This window comes from Pseudomonas sp. SWRI68 (genome assembly GCF_014269165.1).
Lineage (GTDB): Bacteria > Pseudomonadota > Gammaproteobacteria > Pseudomonadales > Pseudomonadaceae > Aquipseudomonas > Aquipseudomonas capeferrum.
In genome coordinates this window covers 73,873-96,073 of the sequence record NZ_JABWRU010000011.1, presented here as the reverse complement: position 1 = coordinate 96,073, position 22,201 = coordinate 73,873, and the positions used below count along the sequence as shown (strand labels likewise).

The 22,201-nt window shown below is 64.0% G+C and carries 17 protein-coding genes, 1 pseudogene and 1 riboswitch; of the genes and pseudogenes, 9 read left to right on the top strand and 9 right to left on the bottom strand.

Annotated features, from left to right (window positions below; genetic code table 11):
* The first annotated feature begins 4 nt into the window (after nt 1-4).
* Genes HU770_RS17345 through asnB form a run of 5 tightly spaced genes read left to right on the top strand, consistent with a single transcriptional unit; the run spans nt 5 to nt 4,903 of the window.
* Nucleotides 5-412 (top strand): hypothetical protein, encoded by a 408-nt coding sequence (locus HU770_RS17345; RefSeq protein WP_033697759.1) that lies wholly within the window; start codon nt 5-7, stop codon nt 410-412.
* Nucleotides 409-693, top strand: coding sequence for a phosphopantetheine-binding protein (locus tag HU770_RS17340; RefSeq protein ID WP_186664553.1), 285 nt, complete (start codon nt 409-411; stop codon nt 691-693). Before HU770_RS17345 ends, HU770_RS17340 begins: the two co-directional genes overlap by 4 nt.
* Entirely contained in the window at nt 690-1,685 is a 996-nt protein-coding gene (locus HU770_RS17335; RefSeq protein WP_186664551.1) for an AMP-binding protein, read from the top strand. The genes HU770_RS17340 and HU770_RS17335 overlap by 4 nt, the downstream gene beginning before the upstream one ends.
* Entirely contained in the window at nt 1,672-3,057 is a 1,386-nt protein-coding gene (locus tag HU770_RS17330) for an amidase (protein WP_186664549.1), read from the top strand. Before HU770_RS17335 ends, HU770_RS17330 begins: the two co-directional genes overlap by 14 nt.
* 10 nt (nt 3,058-3,067) lie before the next feature.
* Complete coding sequence (gene asnB, locus HU770_RS17325; RefSeq protein WP_186664547.1) at nt 3,068-4,903, top strand: asparagine synthase (glutamine-hydrolyzing); 1,836 nt, start codon at nt 3,068-3,070, stop codon at nt 4,901-4,903.
* Nucleotides 4,904-4,905: 2 nt separating this feature from the next.
* On the opposite strand, the gene HU770_RS17320 is transcribed toward asnB, so the two are convergent.
* Nucleotides 4,906-5,847: a LysR family transcriptional regulator gene (locus HU770_RS17320; RefSeq protein WP_033697770.1), complete on the bottom strand. Its 942-nt coding sequence runs from the start codon at nt 5,845-5,847 to the stop codon at nt 4,906-4,908.
* 197 nt (nt 5,848-6,044) lie between these two features.
* Between HU770_RS17320 and HU770_RS27370 the strand changes: the two are divergent.
* Together HU770_RS27370 and HU770_RS27365 are read left to right on the top strand one after the other, a co-directional pair.
* A pseudogene (locus HU770_RS27370) lies at nt 6,045-6,638 on the top strand (SDR family oxidoreductase); the annotation flags it as partial.
* A gap of 21 nt (nt 6,639-6,659) precedes the next feature.
* On the top strand, nt 6,660-7,769 hold the full coding sequence (locus HU770_RS27365; protein ID WP_309475613.1) for an SMP-30/gluconolactonase/LRE family protein: 1,110 nt from the start codon (nt 6,660-6,662) through the stop codon (nt 7,767-7,769).
* Here HU770_RS27365 and HU770_RS17310 read toward each other — a convergent pair.
* From HU770_RS17310 to HU770_RS17295, 4 genes are all read right to left on the bottom strand, one after another.
* Nucleotides 7,759-8,739, bottom strand: a complete 981-nt coding sequence (locus HU770_RS17310; RefSeq protein WP_186664543.1) for a site-specific integrase — start codon at nt 8,737-8,739, stop codon at nt 7,759-7,761. The genes HU770_RS27365 and HU770_RS17310 overlap by 11 nt on opposite strands.
* 34 nt (nt 8,740-8,773) lie before the next feature.
* On the bottom strand, nt 8,774-11,143 hold the full coding sequence (locus HU770_RS17305; protein WP_186664541.1) for an EAL domain-containing protein: 2,370 nt from the start codon (nt 11,141-11,143) through the stop codon (nt 8,774-8,776).
* An 80-nt stretch (nt 11,144-11,223) separates the two neighbouring features.
* Nucleotides 11,224-12,210 (bottom strand): SCO family protein, encoded by a 987-nt coding sequence (locus tag HU770_RS17300; protein ID WP_186664539.1) that lies wholly within the window; start codon nt 12,208-12,210, stop codon nt 11,224-11,226.
* 60 nt (nt 12,211-12,270) lie between these two features.
* A complete protein-coding gene (locus HU770_RS17295) occupies nt 12,271-15,663 on the bottom strand; it encodes a multicopper oxidase domain-containing protein (protein ID WP_186664537.1) in 3,393 nt (1,130 codons plus the stop codon).
* Nucleotides 15,664-15,907: 244 nt separating this feature from the next.
* Nucleotides 15,908-16,024: riboswitch (TPP riboswitch) on the top strand.
* A 78-nt stretch (nt 16,025-16,102) separates the two neighbouring features.
* On the opposite strand from HU770_RS17295, the gene HU770_RS17290 reads away from it, so the two are divergent.
* Together HU770_RS17290 and tenA are read left to right on the top strand one after the other, a co-directional pair.
* Nucleotides 16,103-16,750 (top strand): TenA family protein, encoded by a 648-nt coding sequence (locus tag HU770_RS17290; protein ID WP_186664535.1) that lies wholly within the window; start codon nt 16,103-16,105, stop codon nt 16,748-16,750.
* A gap of 2 nt (nt 16,751-16,752) precedes the next feature.
* Nucleotides 16,753-17,412 (top strand): thiaminase II, encoded by a 660-nt coding sequence (tenA, locus tag HU770_RS17285; RefSeq protein ID WP_033697781.1) that lies wholly within the window; start codon nt 16,753-16,755, stop codon nt 17,410-17,412.
* Nucleotides 17,413-17,548: 136 nt separating this feature from the next.
* On the opposite strand, the gene HU770_RS17280 is transcribed toward tenA, so the two are convergent.
* From HU770_RS17280 to HU770_RS17265, 4 genes are all read right to left on the bottom strand, one after another.
* Nucleotides 17,549-18,736, bottom strand: a complete 1,188-nt coding sequence (locus HU770_RS17280) for an MFS transporter (RefSeq protein ID WP_186653060.1) — start codon at nt 18,734-18,736, stop codon at nt 17,549-17,551.
* Nucleotides 18,737-18,924: 188 nt separating this feature from the next.
* Entirely contained in the window at nt 18,925-19,920 is a 996-nt protein-coding gene (locus HU770_RS17275) for an aldo/keto reductase (protein WP_186653063.1), read from the bottom strand.
* A gap of 116 nt (nt 19,921-20,036) precedes the next feature.
* Complete coding sequence (locus tag HU770_RS17270) at nt 20,037-20,885, bottom strand: LysR family transcriptional regulator (RefSeq protein WP_186664533.1); 849 nt, start codon at nt 20,883-20,885, stop codon at nt 20,037-20,039.
* A gap of 51 nt (nt 20,886-20,936) precedes the next feature.
* The gene (locus HU770_RS17265) at nt 20,937-22,151 is read right to left on the bottom strand and encodes an MFS transporter (RefSeq protein WP_186664531.1); all 1,215 of its coding nucleotides are present in this window, start codon (nt 22,149-22,151) and stop codon (nt 20,937-20,939) included.
* Nucleotides 22,152-22,201 lie beyond the last annotated feature (50 nt).

The following is a 22,201-nucleotide window of genomic DNA, read 5'->3' as shown; positions in this document are numbered from 1 at the left end:
AGGCATGCCGACCATCACTGTTACCTGCGCGCCGCTGCAGGCCATTGAACGCAAGCGCCTGGCCCTGGCCTTCACGCGCCAGCTCAAGGCGCTGGGTGCCGAGCCTGCGCACTGCATGGTGTTTTTCAACCCGCTGACGCCTGGCTGCGTGTTCGGCGCGGGCATGCCGTTGCCTACCGTGGACGGTGACGGCGCCGCCTTGCAGTTCTACCTGCGCATCACCTTGTCGGTGGCGCGCGATGCAATAGCCCACGCGGTATTGGCTGAGGGCCTGCACCGCTGCCTAGCCACGCACTACCCGGATGCTTTTGTCTATCTGCAGTTCGACCCGATCCTGCCGGAACAGGTGTTCTACAGCACGGGAGCGGAACTAATCAATGCCGGCAACCCACAAGGAACAACAGGCCCGTGAGCAACTTATCTATTGAGCAGCGTATTCGTCAGGCATTGGCGCAGTTACTGGGCGAGGAGGTCCACGCCATCGATAAACAGGACAGTTTTCGCGACTTCATTGGCGAGCGTTTCGACAGCCTGATGGCCGTCGAAGTCATCACCGCTATTGAAGGCTGTTTTGAAATCGAAGTGGATTACCTGAGTGACGATGTCCGCTACTGGTTTGAAACCTTGGAGAAGATGGAAGCGTTCGTCGCCCAGAAGCTTGAAGATCAATTGACCCTGCAGGCCGCTGAATGAGCAGCGACCATTTGTTCACCACATCGGGCTCTACCGGTGTGCCCCGCCAGTGGCTGCGCAGCCACGCGCAGATGACCCAGGAGGCGGCCTTGATACTCGGCCACTGGGCGGCTGGCGCGACCGAGGTCCTGTCATTTGCGCCGAGCACGCACAGCTACGGCATGATCCTGGGCGAGGTCGGCGCGCAATGGCTGAACGCGCGGCTGCAAGCCTGCTCCCTGGAGCAGCAGGTGTTGCCGCAACTCGATGGCGACGGGCCTTGTGTGATCCTCGCCATTGCCAGTACCTGGCGGCTGTTGCCCACCCTGTTGGCGCGCCTGTCGGCACGGCGTTCGGTGCTGGTGGTGCACAGCGCTTCGCTGCTGCCCCCCGACGCTTTGGCCACCGTGCAGCGCCATGCCGGGCCGCAGGTGCGCTTCATCGAGCTGCTGGGCGCCACCGAAACCGGCGCCATGGCCGTTCGCGAGCTGGATGCGCAAAGCAACGCGGAGCAACCCTGGACGCTGTTGGGTGACGTCACGTTGCTCAGCCCGATCGGCGCGCCGAGCCCGCTGGAAGTCAGCAGCCCGCGTATCGCCCGGGAGCAGGGGGCTGCGGCACCGGCCAGCCGTCACCGTTGCGATGACCTGGTGCTGGCGTTGGACGCCCGACGCTTTCAATGGCTGGGCCGTGCCAGCAGCCTGATCAAGGTCAACGGGGTACGGCTTGACCTGGCACGTGTGGCCAGCGAGCTGAGCCAGCAACTGCACTGCCCGACCCTGGCCTGCGTGGCGGTGCGCGATGCGCTGCGCGCCGAGGCGTTTGAAGTGCTGTTCAGCTCGGCAACGTTGACCGAGCGGGCAGTGCGTGAAGCGTTCACGCACTGGCCAGCGCACCACCCGCGACCGGTCGCCGTGCGCCGGGTCGCCCATCTGCCCCTGTCTGCCACCGGCAAGCCCCAGCCGTGGGCGGCCGCAACTTCTGTCAAGGAATACACCCATGAGCCACGCTGATACCCAGAGCACCATCGCCCATTACCTGAACCACTGCGGTGCGCCGCTGGCCAGTGGCCGCGAGCAGCCCGAATACCTTGGCCTCAGCCTGCGCAAACGCCTCGAACTGCTGCAGCGCAGCCCCGCGCTGGCGGCTGATTGGGCCGCGCAGTACGACGCCTGGCGCGACCATGCCGACAGCCACTATCGGTGCCTGACCAGCACCCGCCCGGCCGAGGCACCGTGGTTTCGGCTGGGGGTCAAGGACACCGTGGATGTCGCCGGCCTGCCGACCCGTCTGGGGCTGCGCAGCTACCGTCACTACCCGCAGCGCAGCGCCAAGGCGCTGACCTGCCTCGATTCGCGCATCGTGCTGACCAGCAAGGTGGCGACCACCGAGTTGAACATTGCGTTCGGCGCAGGCTGCCGCAACCCGCACTTCCCGGGCATCGACCCGTCAGGGTCCAGTACAGGGTCTGCGGTCTCCGTGGCGGCGGGCCTGTGCGATATTTCGTTGGGTACCGATGTACTCGGTTCGGTGCGCTGGCCGGCATCGCACTGCGGCATGGTCGGCTTGCGCATGACCCAGAAGGCCGCCAGCCTAGCCGGCGTATTCCCACTGTCGCCACGCATGGACGCCCTCGGTTGGGTCACCCGCAGTGCCGACGACCTCGACCTGCTAATGCCGTTGCTGGGCCTGGCACCGCTGCTGGGGGATCAGCAACCGCTCAAGCCGCACTACCGGGTTGGCGTGTTGGCGCACGCCCTGGACCCGGCACTGACCAGCGCGCCCATGCTCGACATGCTGGGCCAGGCCCGAACCGCCTTTGCCGACCTGGGCATGGCGCCGCATGAAGTCGCCATGCCTGAACTGTGGGCCTGCCGTGGCGATGCCTGGCAGCTGTGTGCGCGTGACGCCTGGCTGGCCTCGGCCGCCTGGGCACGCCGCTTCGACAGCGAACTGCACTGGTCGACCCTCAGTGCGCTCAAGGTCGGTGAAGGGGTGAGCGACAGCGATTATCAGCGCATTCATGGGCGCATGGACGCCGTGCGCGCGGGCATCGCTGCCTGGTTCGACAGCGCCCAGGTGGACTTCGTGGTCTTTCCGATGGACCCGAACCGGCCATTCGACCGGCGCAACCCGCAACCGGGTGACTCGACCATTCCGTCACCCGACGATCATGATTACTCGCAGAAGATCGGCTTTACCCCACTGGCCAGTTTCAGCGGCCTGCCAGCCATCACCGTGCCGGTTGCCCTCAGTGCCGACGGCAAGGCGCCGTTGGCCATCCAGATCATGGGCCGGCGCGACAGCGAACAGCAGCTGCTGGACATCGCCAAACGGCTGCAGGCGTTGATCGGCCTGCTGCCTACCCGCCGTCTTCAGGTGTAAGGAGCGAGCCATGTGCGGAATTACCGGCTGGGTGGACTACACCCGCGACCTGAGCCAACAGCGCCAGGTGCTCGGCGCCATGACCGACACCCTGGCCCTGCGCGGGCCAGATGCCAGCGGCAGCTGGCAGCACCGGCACGCCTTGCTCGGCCACCGGCGTCTGGCGATCATCGACCTGAGCGGTGGCGTGCAGCCGATGACCTACCGCTTCGCCAGTGGTGAGGAAGTGGCGCTGGTGTACACCGGCGAGGTCTATAACCACAATGCCCTGCGCGAGCGCCTGCGCCAGGCCGGGCACACGTTTCAGACGCGCAGCGACACCGAAGTGGTGCTGCATGCTTACCTGGAGTGGGGCGAGCAGTGCTGCGACTACCTCAATGGCATGTTCGCCTTCGCCGTGTTCGACGCGCGCGATGGCCACTTCCTGCTGGTGCGTGATCGCCTGGGGGTCAAGCCGCTGTACTACGCCCGTCACCAGCAGGGGCTGCTGTTCGGCTCGGAGATCAAGGCGGTGCTGGCGCACCCCGACTTCGCCAGTGCCCTTGACGCGGTCGGCCTGGTGGATGCCCTGAGCCTGAGCCGCGGTACCACCCGCACGGCGTTGCGCGGGGTCAGCGAACTGCCGCCCGGGCATCGGTTGTCCTGGCGGCCCCAGGGGCAGGTCAGCATCAGCCGCTATTGGCAACTGCAACGCCGAGCGCACGAGGACGATCTGGCGACCACCGTCGAGCGCACCCGCGAGCTGCTCGACAACGCGCTGGGCGAGCAGCTGCACGCCGATGTGCCGGTCTGCTCGCTGCTGTCCGGTGGCCTGGACTCGACCCTGCTCACCGCCATGGCGCAACAACGGCTGCAGGCGGAGCAGGGCGGGGCGGTGAACTCGTTCTCGGTGGATTTCGTCGGCCAGGCCGAACAGTTTCAGAGCGACGCGTTTCGCCCGGAGCGCGATCAACCTTACGCCCTGGCTGCCGCGCAGTATATCGGCAGCCAGCACCAGACCATCCTGATCGACAACCGCGAGCTGGTGGCGGACGCGGCGCGCCTGGCGGTGTACCGCGCCAATGACAGCGCGGCAACCTTCGGCGACGTGGATACCTCGCTGTACCTGCTGTTCAAGGCCATCCGCGCGCACTCTACTGTGGCTATATCCGGTGAAGCGGCAGACGAGGTATTTGGCGGCTATGCCTGGTTCCGCGATCCGCAGGCCGTGGCAACAGCGCGCTTCCCTTGGTTGTCGCGCATGCAACTGCTGCAGCCTGGGCTGATCAACCCGGAGTTCAACCGTGTCTGCGACTTTGCCGGCTATCAGGACAGCTGCTATCACCAGGCCCTGGACAGCGTCGAACACCTGCCGGGTGACAGCCCGCTGGAGCGGCGCATGCGCGAGATCTGCCACATGCACCTGCAGCGTTGGCTGCCGATTCTGCTCGACCGCAAGGACCGCCTGAGCATGGCCGCCAGCCTCGAAGTGCGGGTGCCGTTCACGGACCACACTTTGGTGGAGTACGTGTACAACGTGCCGTGGTCGATCAAGGGCAAGGATGGCGAGGAAAAATGGTTGCTCAAGCAAGCCAGCGCCGGCCTGGTGCCGCCTGCGGTGTTGCAGCGGCGCAAGAGCCCGTACCCGACGTCGGCCAACCTGGCCTATGAACGCTTCCTGCGGGGGCGCATCGGGCAGTTGCTGAATGCGCCAGGCCAGCCGGTGTTTCAGGTCATCGACCGTGGCCAGCTGGCCGCCGAGTTGCGCCAGCCCGAGGGCTACTTCAATTCGCAGCTGCGGCGCAACAACCTGGAGACCGCCTTGGCGCTGGATACCTGGCTGCAGGAGTATCGCCTGACGCTGTAGGGCTACAGGATCAAAGGGCTCTGCAGGGTGTCGCTGAAGCGCTTCGGCGCGCCCTGGTCGAGCATGGCGATGAAGCTGCCCAAGGCAGGCGAGGCGTTCTGAGTGTTCCAGTTCATGTACAGGCCCATGGTCGGGGTTGGCTGGTCCTTGATCGGGCGGATCGGCCGGAACTGCACGCGGTCGCGCAGCGTGGAGTAGGCGATCGACTCGGGCACCAGGGCCACGCCGAAACCACAGGCCACCAGGCCGATCAAGGTATGGATCTGCGCCGCTTCCTGGACAACCTTGGGGTAGAAACCGGCCGACTCGCACAGGGCGATCAACTGGCTGTGGTAGCCACTGCCCAGGGCTTGCGGGGTGAACACGAAGTCCTCTTCGGCGAAGTCGCGCAGGTCGACCAGGGGCTGCTGCGCTTTGGCGTGGCTGGCCGGCAGGGCCATGATGATCTGCTCGTTCAGCAACAGCCGCGATGCGATGATGTCGGGCGGCATCGGCAGTTTACGCATGAAGCCGATGTCGGCTTCGCCGGCCAACAAGGCCTTGGCCTGGGAGGCCGAGGGCATCTCCCGGATGGTCAGGCGCACATTCGGGTAGACCTCGCGGAACCTGCGCAAGGTGGTGAGCAGCGACTCGTAGTACGCGATGGAAATGGCCGTGATGGTCAGCTTGCCGCAGATGCCTTCGGAAACATTGCGCGCGTACTCGATGCCTTGCTCCAGTTCCTTGAGCGTGCGGTAGGCGGTTTCCAGGAAGGCCATGCCGGCGGCGGTCAGCTTGACCCCACGCTTGTTGCGCAGGAACAGGCTGAAGCCGAGCTTTTCTTCAAGGCGGTTGATTGCTTGGCTCAGGGGCGGCTGCGCCATGTGCAGGCGGATGGCAGCCTTGTGGAAGTGCAGTTCCTCGGCCACGGCAATGAACTGCCTGAGCAAACGTGTTTCGATCATTCTACGTTCCTTCATCGACATGCAGGGTGCCCGGAAGGCGGCCGGCCCGCCCCTGCAAGGCGGCCATGATAGTGCGTGGCACCCGAGTGACAAAGCCCGGTGATATCCCTGAGATATCAAAGTTGCATGCTTTTAATATTAAGTCATTGATTTTTTTATTGTTATCGTAAAAAAGGAGAATCTGAAGGTGCCCCGCAATGCCCATGACAGACCCTTTCAATAATAAAGTTGCCATCATCACCGGTGCCGCCCAAGGGCTGGGCCTGGCCTATGCCATGGCGCTGGCCGAGCGTGGCGCCCGGGTGGTGATCAGCGACCTGGGGACTGACCGCGCTGGCCAAGGGCAAGACCCGTCAGCACTGGACCAGGCGCTCGCGGCCCTGCAGGCCAAGGGCTGCAACGTGGTCGCCCATGCCGGGCAACTGGAAGACGAACGTGAATGCCAGCAGTTGATCGAGCTGGCCATCGAGCATTTCGGTGCGCTGGACATCCTCATTCACAATGCCGGTTGGGTCGATTACCAGGGGATCGAGGCGCAGGAAGAGGGCTTTCTTCAGCGTGCGCTGGGCATCAGCGTGCACGCCCCGGTGTGGCTGGCCAAGCATGCCTGGAAGTACCTCAAGCACTCGGCGGCGCCGCGTGTGGTGCTGACCACCTCGGACCGCGCCATGTACCAGCGCTATTCGCAGCCCGGCCTGGTGGCCTACTCGGCCGGCAAGATGGCCCAGGTCGGCATCATGAACGCGTTGAGCATGGAAGGGCAGGCGCACGGCATTCTGGTCAATGCCATCTCGCCCGTGGCCAAGACCCGCATGTGGGGCGTGACCGACGCACCGGAAGAGCTCAAGCCCGAATGGGTCACGCCGGGGGTGTTGTACCTGGCCAGTTCACTGTGCCGTGACACGGGGTACATCCTGCGTGCCAGCAACGGGCAGTTCACCGCCACCCGTTTCACCGAGAACAGCGGCGTCAGCTACCCGCGCGACCTGGCGCGGGTGCAGGCGGGCAACCTCAAGGAAGTGGCCGAACGCTGGAGCCGCATCAAGGAATGCCACTATGTGCCGGTCAAGGTCGCCAACACCCGTGCCGACCTGGGCGAAAGCCCGGTCTGGGACGCGCACAGCGGCGCGCTGTACTTCGTCGACATCTCCGGTGGGCGCATCAATCGGCTGAACCCGGATGGTGAGGTCGAGAGCCTGTATGAATCGGCGGCGCGCATTGGTGCCCTGGCGTTGACCGACAAGGGCAACCTGATCTTCACCGAAGACTCCAGCGTCGCCATTCTTGACGTGAACGCGCGCAAGGTGCGGCAGTGTTCCGTGCCGGTCCATCCGCGTTCAACCTACCGCTTCAACGATGGCGCCTGCGACCCCCAGGGGCGTTTTGTCAGCGGCCTGATGGACGAAGCGCCGAGCGGCAATACCGGTGCCTTGTTCCGTTTCGATGCACAGCTGAGCGACGAGGTGATCCACGACGGCATGGCACTGCCCAATGGCCTTGCCTGGTCGGAAGATGGGCACACCGTGTACTTCGTCGACTCGGTCGCCCGTTCCATCTACCGCGCCGAATACCTGCCGGAAGGCCGCCTGGCCGAAGTCGTGCTGTTCGCCGAAACCCCCGCCGAGCTGGGCCGCCCGGATGGCATTGCGCTGGACCGTGAGGGCGGGCTGTGGGTTTGCCAGTTCAATGGCAGTTGCCTGTTGCGTTACGACCGTAACGGCCACCTGACCGACCAGGTGGTGATGCCGGTGCCACGCCCGACCAGTTGCTGCTTTGGCGGCGAAGGCATGGCCACCTTGTACATCACCACGGCGCGTTTCGGCATGAACGCGGTTGAACTGCGGCACTATCCGGATGCCGGCGACCTCTACGCCATTCGCCCGGAAATCGCCGGCATTCACCGCCACGCCTTCAAGGAGTGAGCTGATGCACCCGGCTGGCCGGTAACACGGCCAGTTCGCCAAAGCGCTGCGCTGCATCGATGTAGCGCAGCGCCGACTTGGCGTCTTTCCAGCCTACGTAGCTCATCAACGCCTTCAGCTCCCAACCATTGGCCGTGGCCCAAGTGGCGAAACCGCGGCGCAGAGAGTGGCCGGTGTACAACGCAGCCGGCACCCCGGTACGCTCCAGCATGCGCCTGAGCAGGCCGACCAGGCTGTTGCTGTTGAGCGGCGCGTCGCCGAGATTGCCCCAGCGGTCGAGTTTGCGAAACACCGGGCCATGGGCGATGCCGGCCACTTCCAGCCATTGCAGGTAGGCGGTGACCGGGCACAGCGCCTTGAGTGCCGGGGTGCGGTGCTGCACGCCAAGCGCTTCCCGGTCGCCCTTGCTGCGCGGCAGGAACAGCGTGATGCCGACACCCGCCTCGGCTTGGATATGTTCGATGCGCAGCCGGGCCAGCTCATCACCGCGAAACCCTCGCCAGAACCCCAGCAACAGCAACGCGGCATCGCGACGTGCGCGGCGCAGCGCGGTCAGGTCATGGTTTTCGTGTGCCTGGCGAGCTTCGTCCTCGAAGCACTGCACCGCCGTTTGCAGGTGCTGCAGCAACAGCGGTGCGGCCTGCTTCGGAGGGGTCGGGTGCAGGGTGCGGATACCGCGTAGCACCTGGCGCACCAGCGGTGCCTTGGTCGGGTCGGGGAAGCCCTGGCTGATATGCCATTGGCTAAGGGCCGCAAGGCGTTGGCGCAGGGTGCTCACGGCGTGCTGTCCGGCGTGGTCGGCCAGGTAGCGGGCTACCGCCTCGGCAGTGGCCGGCAGAAAGCCGCCCCAATGGGTTTCGAAATGGTCGATGGCAGCCTGGTAGCTGCGCCGCGTGTTGTCGCGGGTGGCGGCGCGGACGTAGCGCTCGATGTCGGTCATGGTGCGGTAGCCGGTATTCAGTGGTGACACGATAAACCGAATCGGCGGGTATGTCCTGGCACACTTAGCCGCTGTGGCCCATGGCACTGGTTTCGAGTGTATACGCGGGTGAACCCGCTGCCACCAAGTCCTCGATGCCGTTGAAGGGCGGGTAGTCGAGCAGTTGCGCCGGCGACAGCGGGCGGCTGAAGTGATACCCCTGAGCGATGTCGCAACCGGCGAGCTTCAGGCAGACCACTTGCTCGCGGGTTTCCACGCCCTCGGCGACCACCTCCAGGCCCAGGCGCTTGGCCAGGATGATGGTGGAGGAGACGATCGGGCTGTCGTCGTGGCTGTTGGACAGCGGCGCAATCAGCGAGCGGTCGATCTTCAACTTGCTCAACGGCAGCGAATGCAGGTGGGCAAAGCCCGCATAACCGCGCCCGAAATCGTCCAGGCTGATGCCCAGGCCCGCGTCGCGCAGGCGGTGCAAGTGGCCGACTGCAGTGCCCTCGGGGTCGAGGATGGTGGTTTCGGTGATCTCCAGCTCCAGCCGTTGCGCGGCAATTCCGTACCCCTGCAACTGGCTTAACAGCCGCGTGCTGAAGTCTGCCTGGCGCAGTTGCAGCGCCGAGACGTTGACCGCCAGGCGTGCTTCACGGCCCTGGGCGTGCCAGCGCGCCAGTGCTTCGCAGGCCAGGCGCAGCACCTCCCAGCCGAGCTCGATGATGAAGCCGCTGCGTTCGGCCAGGTCGATGAAGCGGTCCGGGTAGAGCAGGCCGAATTCAGGGTGGTCCCAACGCACCAGAGCCTCGTAGCCCAGCACCTGGTGGGTATCGAGGCGGATCTGCGGCTGGTAGTGCAGGACGAACTGGTGCTCGGCCAGGGCTGCGCCAAAGGCCTGTTCGAGGGTGAAGGCATGGATATCGATCAGGTTCAGCGAGGGGTCGAAGAAGCGGTACTGGGCACGCCCGGCCTGCTTGGCCGAGTACATGGCGGCATCGGCGCAGCGGATCAGGCTGTCGATCTCCTGGCCATCGCGTGGGCAGATGCTGACACCGACACTGGGGCTGGTGTTGACCTCCTGGCCATCCAGGGCATAGGTGGCCGAGAGCTTCTGCACCAGTTCGCGTACCCAGGCGTTGATCTGCTCTTCGCTGCGCTGCCCGGCCAGCAGCACCACGAACTCGTCACCGCCAAAGCGCGAGGCCTCGTCGCCGGGCTCCAGCAGGCGCTGAATACGCCCGGCCACGGCTTGCAGCAGCAGGTCGCCGATCTTGTGACCGAGTGAATCGTTGATCGACTTGAAACGGTCCATGTCGATGAACAGGATCGCCATCAGCCGGCGCTGGCCCCGTTGTCGGGTCAGCGCAAACCCCGCCACCTCGACGAACTGGCGGCGGTTGTGCAGGCCGCTGAGGTGATCGGTGGCGGCGGCATGGCTGCTGCGCCGGTGGGCCTCCTCGAGCCGCTCGATCAGTTGCTGGTTGACCTGTTGCGCATGCTCCAGGGCACTGAACGCTTCCTGGCGTTTGCGCAGCAGGCGCAAGGTCCAGGCCAGGCTGGCGAGAATCATCAGGGTCATGCTGAGGTTCAGCCAGAACTGGCGGGCGTAGGCCTGCGTCGAGGGCGCAAGAATCGCTTCGTAGCGCTGGCTGACCACCACGCTGAAGCCGCGTTCGGCAACCCGCCGGTACAGGCTCTGGTAGGCGCCACCGGGTGAGTACTGGGTCAGCGCTCCGGCGTCTGGCCCCGCTTGTGGCAGCCCGGGCTCGAAGTTGTCTGCGGCCATCCGCACGCCACTGGCGTCGATGCGCAGGCGTTCCTGGCCATCGTCCTGCAGCAGGCGCATCAGGCCCGTGCTGCCCAGGTCGATGTGCTGGAACAGAACCGCCAGGTAGCCGATGTCCAGTTGCACCACGAGGATGCTGTCGATTTCACGGCCAGGCAGGTCGGTCAGCGGCATTATGAACGGCAGGCGCCAGCTAGGCATGGCGTTGATGCCGGGTGCTTCGGCGCTGGGCAGGAAGGGTTTGAAACCATAGCGGGCTACGTGCAACTGCAACTGGCGCAGCCAGTCTTCAGGCAGTGTCGCGGCCTCGTCGGCATGGCTGGCCGACACCAGCCGACCCTGCCGGTCATACAGGCTCATGCGTTTGAACACCGGGTCTTCGGCGAGCAGCCGCGCCAGGCTGGCGTTGCCCTGGCGCAGCGCCTTCATGTCGCCCTGGGTGACGCGGCCCACGGCCTGGGCCCGGTCGACCAGCTGGCGCAGGCTCTGCGCGACGATGCTGGCCAGGTTCAGGTGTTCGGCAGCCTTGGCCGACAGTGCATCCTGGCGTGCGGCGGCCTTCTGCGAAACGTGCAGCCCCCACAGAAAGGCCAGGGTGGCTGCACACAGCATCAGGACCAACAGGCGCAGAAGGCTTGCAGAAGAGAGCGAGCGGCGAATCACGGCGGAGGGTCCCGACCCAGGGTGATGCCGGCAAAATACGACAGCAAGATGACAGGCTAATGACTGATGGCCAATTGCCTCTAAGGTTTTGCCGTATCCGCCAAAGGCGTCTGCAGGCGCGTGGTTTCTTCTTCCATATAGGCCATCAACGCGCTGACCTCGGCATCGCCCAGGCGCAGGTTGGGCATCGCCAGGCGGTTGTACTGCTCATACAGCAGCATGGCCAGCGGGTCTTTCTGTGCAAGCATCTGGTCAGGCGCTTTCAGCCAACGGCTCAACCAGCTGGCATCGCGTTGGCGGGTTACCCCCAGCAAGTCGGGGCCGATGCCCTGTTGCATACCGGGCTCGGTGTTGCCCAAGGTGTGGCAGGAGGAGCAGCGGGTACGGAAGATCTGCTCGCCACTGCTGGGCGAGCGCACTTCCGGCGCCTGGGCATAGTCGTTGGCCATGGCGCTGGCTTGTTTCCAGTTGTGCAGGCTGTTGCCCAGGCGGTCGGCGAGGATATAGGGGCTTTCGAAGGGCGAGGCTTTCATCCAGCGGCCGGTGGCCTGGTTGCCGATGATCAGGCTCAGGTTGTGGTCTTTGGAGCGGCCGTTTTCCAGGCCCTCTATGTACAGGCCCAGGCTTCTGCGCAATTGCTCGATGTCGTCGGGCTCGCCGGTGAGCAAGGTCCAGCCGGGGCCGATGGCGAATTTTTCGGCGTAGCGTTTGAGGGTGGCGGGGGTGTCGTTGTAGGGGTCGATGCTGATGGAGTAGAGGAATATATCCTTGCCTACGCGGTCGCCGAGGATCTTCTGCACCTGGCGCAGGCGGGCGGTTTCAACCGGGCAGGAATCGGAGCAGCCGGTGAAGATGAAGTTGATGGCGACGACCTTGTCCTTGATCAGGTCGTCGAAGAAGCGGACCTTTTCGCCATCCTGAGTGAGCAGGGGGGTGTTGGGGAAGTAGTCGGCGCCCCAGGGCGTAGCAGCTTCGTTGGTAGGGGCTTGCTGGGGCTGCACGGGCCAGAACGGGACACTGGCAGCGAACAGCGACAGCACGAGCAGAACACGCCATGAGCCGGTCATGATGCACGCCTCGAGAGGTGAGCCAGTGGGGCTGCGCAGCAGCCCCGTTTCGCCAAGCGATTACTTGTAACTGATCGGCACCGTCACGCTTTGCCCCAGTTTCGATTTCACGGTCGCCGTTGCGGGCGTTGCCGGGCCGTAGCCGGAGGTGGTGACCGACACCCGCCAACGGGCACCGGTGGTGGCTGCGGTCAGCGTGGCCGCGCCCAGGTTCAGCGGGCCGTTGGTGGTTGCCACCGACACGTTGATGCTGTTACCGGTGGCGATCGAGGTAGTCCCTATCAGATCCCAGGTGTAACGGTTGCCGCTGCGCAATTGCACCGAGGCACTGCTGACCTGGATAACGTCGACGGGTGCCGCGGGGCTCACTGCAACGCTGACCGTGGCCGGGACCACCGACTCGGCACCTTTGGTATCACGTGCCGAGTAGGTGAAGCTGGCAGTGAAAGGCGTGGCGACAGTGGCCGGTGGGGTGTAAGTCACCGTGGTGCCATTGGTACTGGTGGTACCCTGGCCAGAGTCCGGCTGGCTCAAGCCAATGATGGTCAAGGGCAGATTGCGCTCGGGGTCGGTGTCGTTGGCCAGCACACTCAGCGTAAGTGCCTTGCCTGCTGTGGTAGCTGCGCTGTCGCTGACCGCGACCGGTGGCTTGTTGACATCGTCATCATCGTCATGGGCAGCCGTGCGGAAGGTCGGCAGGCCAACGGAGGCGACGTATTCTACGCCGTCCCAGCCCGGTAACGGGGTTGGCATCACCTGGAATTGGCCAGGGTGTTCCAGGTCCCACCGCAGCAGCATGGACGAATCCTCATGCTGGGTGTTGTGGCAGTGCTCCATGTAGGTCCCGGCGAACTCACGGAAGCGGATGGCCACATCCAGTTCTTCCGAGGAGTCGGTTTCCGAGCCGATGCGGTAGACGTCCTTGCGTGCCCATTTCTCCCATTCTGGCGGTGCCTTGCCGTCGCGGCTGAGCACGATGCCTTCCTCGAAGTGAACGTGGACTGGGTGGCTCCAACCATTACCGCCATTCTTGATCTTCCAAACCTCAAGGGTGCCATCGCCGCTGAAACCGGCGGGTGTGGCTTGGTTGGCCAACTGAGGGGCGGCATTGATGCGCCGTGGGTCCATGCTGTAGCCGAAGCCACCATCGGTCTTGATGGTCCAGGGCTGAGTGTCAGTACCATCCGAACGGCCAAAAAGGAACTCGCGGTGGCGAGCATCCTTGAGTTTGGCCTGGTCGGCAACGGCGTTGCGGTCGAGGGTCAACGGAACCATTTTCAGGCCTGCAGCCTTGCCCGGCTTGGCCGGTTCATAGGCAACTGGGTCCATACTCAGGTCCTGGCCACTGTAGGGCTGTACCAGCAACTGCAGGAACTTGCCCACCACCGGGTCGCCATTGTCCCATTGCGGGCCCTTGCTGGTCTGCTTGATGACAGCCTTGTATTTCTCCGACAGCACGTCCGCCAGCGCGATGGCCATGTTCGGGCCCTTGCCGGACTGGTGCTCCATCAGGTTGATGAAGTACAGCTTGTCGCCGGCCTTGATGCCGTTCTTGGCGAAGTTGATGATGATGTCGTAACGCTCGGCGATAGCTTGCACCGGCAGGATGCCGTTGTTGTCCTTGAGGTCGCCGTCGCCATTGAGGTCCAGGGTGCCGTCGAACGGCACGGCGTGTTCCATGATGTTGCCGTCGTTGGCGATCATGTGGAACGGCACGCGGGCATACGACAGGTTGGAGCCGGTCGGCCCCTTGAACTCGCCGCTGGTGCCGGCGATTTCACGCACCACAGCGAACTTGAAGTAGCGCGATACCGAGCCGTTGAGCAGGCGGAAACGGTAGCTGCGCGCCCGCACTTTGAGCTTTGGCTGGTACTGCCAGTTGACCAGGATCTGGTCGCCGAGGAAGCCGTCGGTGTTGAACGGGTTGAACCACAACTGGCCGTTGGCATCCCAGGCCTTGTCGGCGATCACCAGGTTGACGTCGTAGTCGCGGTTGCCCCACGGCATGCCCGAACCACTGGGCAAGCGCAGGTTGACGCCGTCCTGCAGGGCCTCGTTGCCGCGGTCCAGGGCGCTGTAATAGTTCATCATCGCGGCGTTGCCTTTGTAGACGTTCTGCGCCGTGAAATCCATCATGTGGTCGTGGAACCAGTGGCTACTCATGGTTTCGCGCCAGTCGCCACGAATCTTGATGCTGCCGTTTTCGCAGGTCTTCAGGCCAGGCGACGCATCATTCACAAACAAGGTTTCGCCAGGTGAGCAAGGGAACGCTGCACGCGGGTCCTGGGCACGGGTATTGATCGTGTCGTAGCCAGCCAACTGGACCGGCCAACGGTAGTCGTAGTACTGGCCGGGGAAAAAGTAGGCATTGGCAAAGCCATCGCTCTCGGCCGGTGAGTGGCCGTTATGCTCGTGGGTCGAGAGGGTGTGCAGGCCAAAGCCACCGTTGGCCGAAGGGTCGATCGGCAGGGCGTTGTAGTGGCGCATCAGGATCGGCTGGCCATACCGCACCATCAGCAGCTTGGGCGGGAAGGTGCCATCGAACGACCACAGCGATTTGTGGTTTTGCAGGGGCATGCTTGGGTGAAAACGGGTGTCGATGCCCTTGGTGGTGCCCAGCGTGGTAGGGATGTCCGAGGTCTGGTAGTACAGCCCGCCCGGCGCGAACTCGCCGGCCGCATAGTTGTGCAATTGCTTGCGGTCGCGCAGCCCGAGGTTGATGCGTGCACCGGCTTGGGCGGTCTTGAATGCAGCCTGGGGGTAGAACTCGTTCCAGCGCTGATGGGACCAGCCTTTTCCTGGTGGCCGGCCCTCAGCCGGCGAACCGACCGGTTGGCGGTTGAGGAACATTTCGATCTGCGCCTTCCAGGGGTTGCGGTCGAGCACGTTGGCGTATTGGGTCGGGAAAGGGTACAGGCCAGGTTGTTTTAGAAACGCCTCCAGCGCCGTGCCACTGGGGCCGCTGCGGGCGACGATGTTGGGGTCTTGCGCAGGCGCGGCGCCGAGGGTCGGCACCGGGAACGTCAGGCTAGGTACCGGGATGCTTGGGTCGAGCTTCTCGGGGCCGAACTCTTCGAACAGCAGCAGTTGCTGGGTGAACGGCTGCGCACCGAACAGCGGGCTCGGTTTACCGTTGGTGGGGTATTTTTCGGAGGTTTGCAGGGCGGGCGGCAGCACGTTGTCCTTGCGCACGGTGGTGCGGTCGCCGTAGCCACCGTCGGTAAGTTCCAGTGAGCCTTCGTTGGCTTCCGGCAGGGTATACAAATTGAGTAACGCCGGGTTCGGGTCGGCCGGCTGATTGGAGTAAGCCGACGGGTCGGTCGGCGGGGGCTGGCTGACGTCATCGAGGGAGGAGGCCATGGCCGGGATCAGCCCGAGGCTGAACATCAATGCAGTGACGGAAGACAATTTGAATGCATGCCTTGTGGGTTGGGTCTTGGCCGATGTTTTCATTGCCTTGTGCCTCGCTCGCGGCTCTATGGCTTGGAGCCATCAATGGCGTTTTGCCTGGTTAATGGACCTGAGCAACGGCTGTGCCAACTGATAATTCAGTAATGCTTTGTTAAACAAAACCTTGCGAGGCCTGAATGAGGTGCGGTAGGGAGGCGTCAAAAAACGGGTGTAAGTACCCACAAACGGGTCATGCTTCACCCACTGTTTGGGTAGTGACAGCACCTTCGTACCTGCTGTATACCTGTGCGCCACCAAGGGGAGCCCCGGCAACGGGCTGAGAAACCGCTGAATGCTTTAGCGCGGTGACCCTTCGAACCTGATCCGGATCATGCCGGCGAAGGGATTGGACTTGCGACCTGCCTTTTTGCCGGCCTCACTGCGAGGCCAGTCCATGCCAGCTGCAATGGTCTCGCTGTCACCCCCTGCAGAGGACAGCATCATGACCGAACGCTTCACGCAAACCCTGCGCCGCCAAAGCGAGCCGTCCTGGTCGGCGGCCGTGGGGCACCGTTTCGTTACCCAACTGTGCGACGGCAGCCTGCCGGACCCGATCATGGTCCGCTACCTGGTGCAGGATCACCGTTTTCTCGACAGCTTCCTGACCCTGCTCGGCGCTGCCATCGCGACCGCCGACACCTTCGAGGCGCGCCTGCGCTTCGGCCAGTTCGCCGGGATGATCTCGAGTGATGAAAACACCTATTTCCTGCGTGCCTTCGAGGCGCTGGACGTAAGCCCGGCACAGCGCGTAGAAGCCGGGGACACTGCCCCAACTGCAGGTTTCAAGGCCATCATGCGCGAAGCAGCGGCCACCCGTTCGTATGCCGCCGCGCTGGCTGTGCTGAACGTTGCCGAAGGCTTGTACCTGGACTGGGCAATCAAAGCCCCCAAGCCCTTGCCCGAGCACTTCGTGCATGCCGAATGGATCACCCTGCACGACAACCCGGCGTTCCAGGCCTTCGTTGCCTTTCTGCAAGCCGAGCTGGACCGCGTGGGGCCGCAGGAGGCTGAGCTGAGCACCGACTTCTACCTGCGTACCGTGGCCCTGGAACTGGCTTTCTTCGATGCTGTGTATGAGGGGGCGGCTTGAGCATGGATATTTTCGATCGCCTCAAAGCCGCCCGCGCCGGCCAGTGGAATCGCTATGTCGATCACGATTTCGTGCGGCAGATGGGCGAAGGCACGCTGAGCGAAGCTGCGTTTCGGACTTACCTGGTGCAGGACTACCTGTTCCTGATCCAGTTCGCCCGCGCCTGGGCGCTGGCCGCCTACAAAAGCCGCCTGCCCGCTGACATTCGTGCCGCCCAGGCAGGCCTGGCGGCGATTCTCGACGAAACCGAACTGCACCTGCGCCTGTGCGCCCGCTGGGGGCTGACCGAGGCCGATATCCAGGCTGCGCCGGAGCATCAGGCCACGGTGGCCTATACCCGCTATGTGCTCGATTGCGGCGCTGCTGGCGATCTGCTTGAGCTGCACGTGGCGTTGGCCCCCTGTGTGATCGGCTATGCCGAAATCGGGCGCACGTTGGCGCAGCGTATTGGCGACCTGAGCCAGCACCCTTACCGTGAGTGGATTGGTGAGTACGCCGGGGAGGGCTATCAGGCCGTGGCGGCCAATGCGCGCAAGCACCTGGATGAACTGGCGGCGCGCAGCATGACCGAGCAACGATTCGTCGAACTGGCAGGCATCTTCGGCCAGGCCTCGAGCCTTGAAGCCGACTTCTGGCAGATGGGGCTCGATGGCGCTGCCTAGCAGACTGCCCCCGTAAGCTGCGTATCCTGTGGGAGCGGGCTTGCCCCGCGAATGGGGCACACGGTGCGTGGCACCGGCTTCGCCGGTGTTCGCGGGGCAAGCCCGCTCCCACACGCCCCCCATTACCTCGATTGGATCAATGCCCCCCCTTCATGCGACGGGCCACCAGGTAAATCCCCAAACCGACCAATGCCGTAGCCGCACCGATGTAACCCGTACTGGTCCAGCCCAGCCCCGCGGTGATGGCCATGCCACCCAACCACGGCCCAAGCGCGTTGGCCAGGTTGAACGCCGCATGGTTCGAAGCCGCCGCCAGGCTTGGCGCTTCATGGGCAATATCCATCAGGCGAATCTGCAACGGCGCGGCCAGGGCAATCATGGTGCCGACCAGGCCGACGCCCAGCAGCAGCGTCCAAAGCGATTGTGCCGCAAAGGTGAAAAACAGCAGCACAGCAATCGACCAGACCAACACCAGGCCCACGGCGCGGAACTGCAGGCGATCGAACAGCTTGCCACCGGCGATGTTGCCAACGATGCCACCCACGCCAAAGGCGGCCAGGCCAAAGGGGATCCAGTGCGGCGACACCTGGGTCACGTGCAGCATGGTCGGTGCCAGGTAGCTGAACACACAGAACATGCCGGCAAACCCGATCGAGGCAATGGCCAGTGCCATCCACACCTGGGGCAGGGCGAACGCCTGCAGTTCCTTGCGCGGGTCGCTGCGCACCTCATCGTGCGGTTGCGGCACGAAGCGCCAGACCAGGGCGATGGTGCACAGGGCAATCAGCCCGACCAACACAAACGCAGAGCGCCAGCCAAAGTACTGCCCCAGGAAGGTCGCAACCGGGTTGCCCAGCAGCATGGCCAACGTCAGGCCCATCATCACCCGCGCGACGGCTCCCGCCCGCTGGTTGTTTGCCACCATGCTCGATGCCACCACCGCCGCAATGCCGAAGTACGCGCCATGGGGCAGGCCGCTGATGAAGCGAAAGGCCACCAGGCCGCCGAAGGAGGGGGCAAATGCCGTGGCCAGGTTGCCCAAGGCATACAGCGCCATCAACAGCAGCAGCATGTGCTTGCGCAGCAGCTTGGCGCCGAGGATCGCCAGCGTCGGGGCACCGACCATCACGCCCAGCGCATAGGCACTGATGGCATGGCCCACCTCAGGCTCGCTCAGTTGCAGGTTGCTGGCGATGTCCGGCATCAACCCCATGATGGCGAATTCGCCGGTGCCGATGGCAAAGCTGCCCAGCGCCATGGCGGCTTCCATCTTGGCGACAGTGCGTTTCGGGAGGGGGAGCGGTGGTGGTTCTTGGACAGACATTTGAATCCTTATTGAAACATGCTGAAACGTTCAAGGCGGAATCATAGTCAATCCGGGAGAGGCACGTCGAGGCTGCAGGGGGCTTGCGATGTGCTTGTCGCAAGTTCTTTGGCGCCTATGAGATCGAGCGCCGCGTGGGCGGCGCTCGATCTCATAGGCGCTGAACCTCCCAAGCCCTACACCAAGGCCTACTTGAACCCGGTAACCGCATGCGGCACATAAGGCGCTTCCAGCCGCATGACCTCTTCATCACTCAACTCAAGCCCCAACGCCGCAATGGCATCGTCAAGGTGCGCAGGCTTCGATGCACCAATAATCGGTGCAGACACGCCGCGTTGCCCGAGCACCCAGGCCAACGCCACCTGCGCCATGGGTACGCCACGTTCAGCGGCAATCTGCTCGACCACATCAATCACCCGCCCATCCTCGGCTTCGGTCCGCTCATAGAACGACTTGCCGGAAACATCGCTCAGCGTGCGCGCCGTTTCCTGCCCCTTGGGCCGGGTCAGCCGTCCGCGTGCCAGCGGGCTCCAGGGCATCAGCCCGACGCCTTGGTCCTGGCACAAGGGGATCATTTCCCGCTCTTCTTCCCGATACACCAGGTTGAGGTAGTTCTGCATCGAGACGAACCGGCTCCAGCCATTGGCCGCGGCAACGTGCTGGGCTTTGGCGAACTGCCAGGCGTACATCGACGAGGCACCGATGTAGCGGGCCTTGCCGGCCTTGACCACATCGTGCAGCGCTTCCATGGTTTCTTCGATGGGGGTGTGATAGTCCCAGCGATGCACTTGGTACAGGTCGACGTAATCCACCCCCAGGCGGCTCAGGCTCGCGTCGATACTGCTGAAGATGGCTTTGCGCGAAAGGCCTTGCTCATTGGGCTTGCTGGCGCCTTCCCACATGTTCGCGGGGTAGAAGACCTTGGTCGCGATCACCGTGTCCTCACGGCGCGTAAACGCCTTGAGCAGTTGGCCCAGGATGACCTCCGAGGTGCCGGCCGAATAGCTGTTGGCCGTGTCGAAGAAGTTGATGCCCTGTTCCACCGCGTGGCGGATGATCGGGCGGCTCTGGTCCACATCCAGGGTCCAGGGATGGGTACCGGCATCGGGGTCACCGAATGTCATGCACCCCAGGCACAGCCGGGAGACATCCAGGCCGGTGTTTCCGAGTTTGACGTACTGCATCTGCGTGCCCTCTCTGGCGGCATTGCCCGGCGCAGGTTGCCGAGCGATGGCACAAGGTTAACGGCGATGCGGCACTGCGCAAATTCCCGGAATGTGCAGGCGATGTTTGCAAAAATTCACAAGCGAAGCAGGGGCTTCACCTGTTCGATCAAAAAGTCGGTCACGGCTTTGATGCGGGGTGTATTGCGCACGTCTCCATGAACCGCCAGCCAGATTTCGATGCTCATCGAACTGTTGTCGTTGGCTGGCTTGAGCCCGTATTCCTCAGCCATGAAGGCGGGCAGGCAGGCAATGCCCACGCCCCCGGCTGCTGCCTGGGCCTGGATGCGCAAGTCGTTGCTTTGCAGGGCGAAAGGGCGGCCTGTGGCGTGCTTGAGCAGCCACAGTTGCTGTGGGGATTTGGCCTGGGATTCGTCGTAGCCGATATACACCTGCGGTTCGCGTTGGCGTAGGTAGGCCGCCGAGGCGTACAGCGTGTATTCCAGATGGCCGAGCAAGCTGGCCACCAAGGTGGGTTCGGTGGGCCTGGCCAAGGCAATGGCCACGTCTGCTTCGCGACGCGCCAACGAGGCGCGCGACTTGCTGCCGACCAGTTTTAACTGCAAATGGGGGTAGCGTTGATACAGTGCCCCCAGCCTGCGTGCCACCATGCTGCCCAGCAGCGCAGGGGGGGCAGCAATCACCACTTCGCCTTCAACGGTATGTTGGTCGGCACTGGCAAAGTGCTCCAGTGCAAACGAAGAGGCCAGCATCTGCTCGGCGAACTCGCCGACCCGCAAGCCTTGTTCGGTGAGGGCGTAGGCCCGTGGCCGGCGGTCCACCAGTTTGAGCTGCAAGGACGCTTCGAGCGAGCTGATGCGCCGGGCCACGGTGGCGTGGTCAACGCCCAGGCGCTTGGCGGCGGCCGAGAGCGAGCCGGCGCTGATGAAAGCAGAAAAGTGACGCAGGTCTTCCCAATCGAACATGACAGGCCTCGGCTGTGAGGCCTGATGATACGCGGATTCAAGCGGTGCCCGTCAGCCGGGTTGTACCGCCATATGCTCAGCCCGTGCCTGCAGGCGCGCCACGCCGGGCACGCACAGCATGGCCAGCAGGGCTACGCCCGCCGCCACATAACCGAGCGACGATACACCGAACGCGGGGATGACCAACCCACCCAGCAGCGCGCCCAGGCCGATCCCGGCATTGGCGGCGGATACGTTGGTAGTGCCGGCCAACGCCTGGGAATGCGACACCGCGTTCATCACCCGGACTTGGCAGATGGGGTACAGCGCCGTGTTGGCGATGCCCCACAGGGCCAGCGCCGCCCAGAGCGTAATCGGTGCCGAAGCCAGCGGGCTGAATGCCGCCATGCCCACCCCTAGCAAAGCCAGGAACAGCGCAGTGGCCTTGATCGGCGATTGCCTGACCGCGCGACCACCCAGCCAGTTGCCCAGCAAACCGATGGCACCGAAGCCCATCAGCCACCAGCCGACATCCGCTGTTGCCACACCTGCGGTGCGCTCAAGCATGTCTGCGAGGTAGGTGTAGGCAATGAACATGGCGGTGAACACCAAGACCGAGAGGGCCACGTTGGCCAGGAAGATAGGTTCACGGAAAATTCGCGCCTGCTGGCTGAAGTCGACTTTAGGCTGGCGGGCAACCGCTGGCATCCAGGCCAGCACGGCAAAGGCCATCAGCGCTGATGCGGCGGCCAATACCCAGAAGGCGCCGCGCCAGCCGATGGCATTGGCCGCCAAGGTACCCAGCGGGATACCGAGCAGCAGGGCCGCTGAAATGCCCAGGTACACCTGCGCGACGGCCTGCCCCTGGCGATCTGCGCTGACCATCCTGGCCGCCGTTTCGCTGGCCGTCCCCCAGAAAACCGGCAGTGCCAGGGCGGGCAAGAATCGCGCTACTGCTAGCACCCAGATGTTCGGCGCAATGGCAGCAAGCGCATTGGCCGCAGCGAACAAGGCCAGGATGGCTGCGAACAGCTTGCGCCTGTCCAGATGGGCAAGTGCTGCTGTCAGCGGCGGGCCGGCGAGCATGACGGTGAAGGCGAACAGCGTGATCAGCTGCCCGGCACTGGAAATCGACACATCAAGGTCTCTTGCCAGCCTCGGCAGCAGGCCAACCATCAAAAACTCGGTGGTTACGATCAGAAAGGCCGAGGTGGCGAGGATCAACGTCCCCAAGGTGGCGCGTCGATTGGTCGCCAAGCCCAGGGGAGGGCGTTCAACAGCAGTCATGCAGGCAGTTCCTGAAATCAAAGGTGCTGCCATTGTATTGATTCAAAAAA

Coding starts and splice junctions, on each gene's coding strand:
- HU770_RS17345 (WP_033697759.1), top strand. CDS start 5: ATGCCGACCATCACTGTTACCTGCGCGCCGCTGCAGGCCATTGAACGC.
- HU770_RS17335 (WP_186664551.1), top strand. CDS start 690: ATGAGCAGCGACCATTTGTTCACCACATCGGGCTCTACCGGTGTGCCC.
- HU770_RS17330 (WP_186664549.1), top strand. CDS start 1,672: ATGAGCCACGCTGATACCCAGAGCACCATCGCCCATTACCTGAACCAC.
- asnB (WP_186664547.1), top strand. CDS start 3,068: ATGTGCGGAATTACCGGCTGGGTGGACTACACCCGCGACCTGAGCCAA.
- HU770_RS17320 (WP_033697770.1), bottom strand. CDS start 5,847: ATGATCGAAACACGTTTGCTCAGGCAGTTCATTGCCGTGGCCGAGGAA.
- HU770_RS27365 (WP_309475613.1), top strand. CDS start 6,660: ATGTGGGGCGTGACCGACGCACCGGAAGAGCTCAAGCCCGAATGGGTC.
- HU770_RS17300 (WP_186664539.1), bottom strand. CDS start 12,210: ATGACCGGCTCATGGCGTGTTCTGCTCGTGCTGTCGCTGTTCGCTGCC.
- HU770_RS17295 (WP_186664537.1), bottom strand. CDS start 15,663: ATGAAAACATCGGCCAAGACCCAACCCACAAGGCATGCATTCAAATTG.
- HU770_RS17290 (WP_186664535.1), top strand. CDS start 16,103: ATGACCGAACGCTTCACGCAAACCCTGCGCCGCCAAAGCGAGCCGTCC.
- tenA (WP_033697781.1), top strand. CDS start 16,753: ATGGATATTTTCGATCGCCTCAAAGCCGCCCGCGCCGGCCAGTGGAAT.
- HU770_RS17280 (WP_186653060.1), bottom strand. CDS start 18,736: ATGTCTGTCCAAGAACCACCACCGCTCCCCCTCCCGAAACGCACTGTC.
- HU770_RS17275 (WP_186653063.1), bottom strand. CDS start 19,920: ATGCAGTACGTCAAACTCGGAAACACCGGCCTGGATGTCTCCCGGCTG.
- HU770_RS17270 (WP_186664533.1), bottom strand. CDS start 20,885: ATGTTCGATTGGGAAGACCTGCGTCACTTTTCTGCTTTCATCAGCGCC.
- HU770_RS17265 (WP_186664531.1), bottom strand. CDS start 22,151: ATGACTGCTGTTGAACGCCCTCCCCTGGGCTTGGCGACCAATCGACGC.